This window comes from Streptomyces prasinopilosus, from assembly GCF_001419695.1.
Classification (GTDB): Bacteria; Actinomycetota; Actinomycetes; order Streptomycetales; family Streptomycetaceae; genus Streptomyces; species Streptomyces prasinopilosus.
Genome location: NZ_LIRG01000700.1, coordinates 1 through 3,941 on the forward strand (window position 1 = coordinate 1; position 3,941 = coordinate 3,941).

General features: G+C 68.5%; 4 protein-coding genes. 2 read left to right on the forward strand and 2 right to left on the reverse strand.

Features of this window, described 5'->3' with window-relative positions:
• Positions 1–104: 104 nt before the first annotated feature.
• Both metG and AOK18_RS24805 read left to right on the forward strand, forming a co-directional pair.
• A complete protein-coding gene (gene metG / locus AOK18_RS24800; protein ID WP_055573917.1) occupies positions 105–1,832 on the forward strand; it encodes a methionine--tRNA ligase in 1,728 nt (575 codons plus the stop codon).
• Between the two features lie 141 nt (positions 1,833–1,973).
• Complete coding sequence (locus AOK18_RS24805; RefSeq protein ID WP_055695769.1) at positions 1,974–2,339, forward strand: PH domain-containing protein; 366 nt, start codon at positions 1,974–1,976, stop codon at positions 2,337–2,339.
• A gap of 100 nt (positions 2,340–2,439) precedes the next feature.
• Here the strand turns inward: AOK18_RS24805 and AOK18_RS24810 are convergent, their stop codons facing one another.
• Both AOK18_RS24810 and AOK18_RS24815 read right to left on the reverse strand, forming a co-directional pair.
• Positions 2,440–2,649: a DUF397 domain-containing protein gene (locus tag AOK18_RS24810; RefSeq protein ID WP_055695770.1), complete on the reverse strand. Its 210-nt coding sequence runs from the start codon at positions 2,647–2,649 to the stop codon at positions 2,440–2,442.
• Positions 2,646–3,521 carry a helix-turn-helix domain-containing protein gene (locus AOK18_RS24815; protein ID WP_055695771.1) on the reverse strand — a complete coding sequence of 292 codons (876 nt, stop codon included), beginning with the start codon at positions 3,519–3,521 and terminating at the stop codon, positions 2,646–2,648. The genes AOK18_RS24810 and AOK18_RS24815 overlap by 4 nt, the downstream gene beginning before the upstream one ends.
• Positions 3,522–3,941 lie beyond the last annotated feature (420 nt).

Genomic DNA, 3,941 nt, shown 5'->3' on the forward strand with positions numbered 1-3,941 from the left:
GGTGCGCCGCCCGCTTCTCGGCCCGTAGAACGAGAAGCGGGCGGCGCACCCGTGTCGGCTACGATTTGGAGATTCCGTACGTTTCAACCTGGGAGCAGCCCCCGATGGCTCGACACCTCATCACCAGCGCCCTTCCGTACATCAACGGGATCAAGCACCTGGGCAACATGGTGGGGTCCATGCTCCCGGCGGACGTCTACTCCCGTTACCTGCGCCAGCGCGGCCACGACGTCCTGTACATCTGCGCGACGGACGAGCACGGCACCCCGGCCGAGCTGGCCGCGAAGGACCAGGGCCTGCCCGTCGACGTGTTCTGCGCGCAGGCGCACGACGCGCAGAAGGCGGTCTACGACGGCTTCGCCCTCGCCTTCGACCACTTCGGCCGCAGCTCCTCGCAGCAGAACGTGGAGATCACGCAGCACTTCGCCCGTCGCCTCAAGGAGAACGGGTTCATCGAGGAGCGCGCGATCCGGCAGGTCTACAGCCCGGCCGACGGCCGCTTCCTCCCGGACCGCTACGTGGAGGGCACCTGCCCGCACTGCGGCTACGACAAGGCGCGCGGCGACCAGTGCGAGAACTGCACCCGGGTGCTGGACCCGACCGACCTGATCGACCCGCGGTCGGCGATCTCCGGCTCCACGGAGCTGGAGGTCCGCGAGACCAAGCACCTCTTCCTCCTCCAGTCGAAGCTCCAGCACGAGGTCGAGGAGTGGGTGGCCCGGCACGAGGAGGAGTGGCCCCAGCTGGCCGCGTCCATCGCCCGCAAGTGGCTGACCGAGGGCCTGCACGACCGCGCGATCACCCGCGACCTGGACTGGGGCGTCCCGGTACCGGCCGACACCTGGCCGGACCTGGCGGCCGAGGGCAAGGTCTTCTACGTCTGGTTCGACGCCCCGATCGAGTACATCGCCGCGACGAAGGAGTGGGCGGACTCCGCGCCCGACGGCGAGACGCGCGACTGGAAGTCGTGGTGGTACGAGGCGGACGACACCGTCCGCTACACGGAGTTCATGGCGAAGGACAACGTCCCGTTCCACACGGTGATGTTCCCGGCCACCCAGCTCGGCGTCCGCGAGCCGTGGAAGAAGGTCGACTACGTCAAGGCCTTCAACTGGCTGACGTACTACGGCGGCAAGTTCTCCACCTCCCAGAAGCGCGGTGTCTTCACCGATCAGGCGCTGGACATCCTCCCGGCCGACTACTGGCGGTACTTCCTGATCGCCAACGCGCCCGAGTCGGACGACTCGTCCTTCACCTGGGAGCACTTCACCGCCACGGTGAACAAGGACCTGGCCGACACCCTGGGCAACTTCGTCAACCGCGTCCTGTCCTTCTCGAAGAAGCGCTTCGGCGAGGAGGTCCCGGCGGGCGGCGAGCCCGGCGAGGCCGAGACCAGGCTCGGCGAGGAGATCGCGTCGCTCCTCGCGGAGTACGAGACCCAGATGGAGGCGCTGCAGTTCCGCAAGGCGGCGTCCGCGCTGCGCGCCCTGTGGTCCGCGGGCAACTCCTACCTGGAGGAGAAGGCCCCCTGGCTGGAGATCAAGACCGACAAGGACGCCGCCGCCCTCACCCTGCGCACGGCGATGAACCTGATCCGTCTGTACGCGGTGGTGTCGGAGCCGTTCATCCCGTCGACGTCGGCGGCGATGCGCCAGGTCTTCTCCCTGACCGGGGACACCGCGACCTGGGTCGGCCCCGAGGAGGCCCGCGCCCTGACGTCGGTCCCCGCCGGCACGCCCTTCACCGTCCCGCCGGTCCTCTTCGCCAAGCTGACGGACGACGACCTGGAGGCGTACAAGGAGCGCTTCGGCGGCGAGCCGCAGCCCGCGTAACGACCCCGCACCACCGACGTCAGGGCCCGGGAACAAAGGTTCCCGGGCCCTGACGCGTTCGACGATGTCCGATAACGTCCAGGAAAGATCACTTCATGTGGAGACACTCCACGCAGGAACACTTCACGCAGGGGGCCTTCCATGGCACTGTTCGGCAACGCGCACAGCATCGACCCGGCGCAGGCGCAGCAGGAGTACGCCCGCCTCCTGGGCCACGGCGAGCAGGTGCACGCCGCCTACCTGCTGATCCGCGACACCATCCTCTTCACCGACCGCCGGCTGATCCTGATCGACAAGCAGGGCATCACCGGAAAGAAGACCGAGTACCACTCCATCCCGTACCGCAGCATCACCCACTTCGCCGTCGAGACGGCCGGCACCTTCGACCTCGACGCCGAGCTGAAGATCTGGCTCTCCGGCACGCCCGCCCCGGTGCAGAAGACCTTCACCAAGGGCGTCGACATCTACGAGGTGCAGGCCATCCTCACCCAGTTCGTGGCCCGCTGACCCACACGGCGAGGGGCCCGGAACCGCTGCCGGTTCGGGCCCCTCCATGTGCACCCCGCTCCCGGTGACAACCAGGTGCGGGACGCGTGCCGTTGCCGGGTCAGCGCTCCGAGGTGTGAGCCACGAAGTCCGCCCACGCGCCGGGCGTGAGCGCCAGGCGGGGACCGTCGGCGTTCTTGGAGTCACGGACGTGCACGGTGCCGGGGGTGATGGCAAGCTCGACGCAGGAATCACCTTCATTGCCGTCGCTGTAGCTGCTCTTGAACCACGCCGATTCGGAGGCGTCCCCGGCGGAGGCATTGCGGATCATGTGTCTCCCAGCAGTTGCTCGATGAAGGCCAGCGACTCCCGGGGTGGGAGAGCCTGCGCCCGGATGGTGCCATAGCGCAGTTCCAGGATGCGCAGCTGCCTCGGGTCAGAGGTCGGTCGGCCATTGAAGGCGCCATCCGCACGCCCCATCGCCGTGCCGTCCTCGAACTTCAGCAGCTCGATCCTGCCGTCCAGGCCCGGATGGACCTCGCAGCGCATCGGCATCACCTGAAGCGTGACGTTCCGCAACTCGCCCACCTCCAACAAGCGTTCGAGCTGCTGTCGCCACACCATTGTGCCCCCGAGAGGACGATGCAGCGGTGCTTCCTCCAGGACGAAGCTGAGCACGGGAGCCGGCTTCTTGTTGAAGATCGACTGTCTGGCCACACGAGCAGCCACCATGCGCTCCACCTCGTCCTCGGAGTAGGGAGGCTGACGCGACTCGAAGGCTGCCCTGGCATGCTCGGGTGTCTGCAAGAGGCCACTGATGCTGTGGCACACGTACAGGCCGATCTCCACAGCCCTCGCCTCGACCTGAGCCAGCTCCCGCACCGTCTTCGGGTACCGGACCTTCTTCACGTCCTCCCAGGCCGCCGCGACGAGCCCGTCCGCGCCCAGCACCTCGTCGGCCCTGTCCAGGTACTCCTGCCGGGGGATCCGCTTCCCGCTCTCGACCTTGTAGACCAGGTCGTCCCCATACTTGACCGCCGCCGCGAAGTCGGCGACCCGCATCCCCACGGCCTCCCGCCGCAGCCTCAACTGACGCCCCACCGTGGCGAGAACGGCCACGCCCCACTCGTCGTCGGGGTCCACCTCCCACCCCGGCTCGTCCGCCTCGGTCCGGACCCGTACCGCCTCGCCGTTCACCGACATACCGCACCCCTCTGTCGTACCGCCGTGCCGCAACGCCCGTACTCGTAGGCCCGTTTCCGACGGTCCGGGCAGCGGCCGACAAGCCCCGGAAGTCACTCTGCGTACCGATAATGTCACTCCTCACGGTAAGCGCGTCCGGCCACTCCCGATCACGTGAACAGCGAAAAGTCCACCCGACCCGTGTCGGCCACCGACCGCTTCAGCGCGTTCCCTCCGCCCACGCCCCACGGCGCCCGCCCCGACGCCGGGTCCGGACGCGGCCCGCTCCTCGTCGGAGCCCTCGCCGGTCGCCGGGGCGTGGGCCCCGGACCGGACCCCCGCACGACCGTACGGGCGGAAGTCGATCCATCGCCATCCTGACCAGCGGAAACGACACCGGCACCGGAACCCGACCGCGTGTGTTCCGGTGCCGGTGTCGTT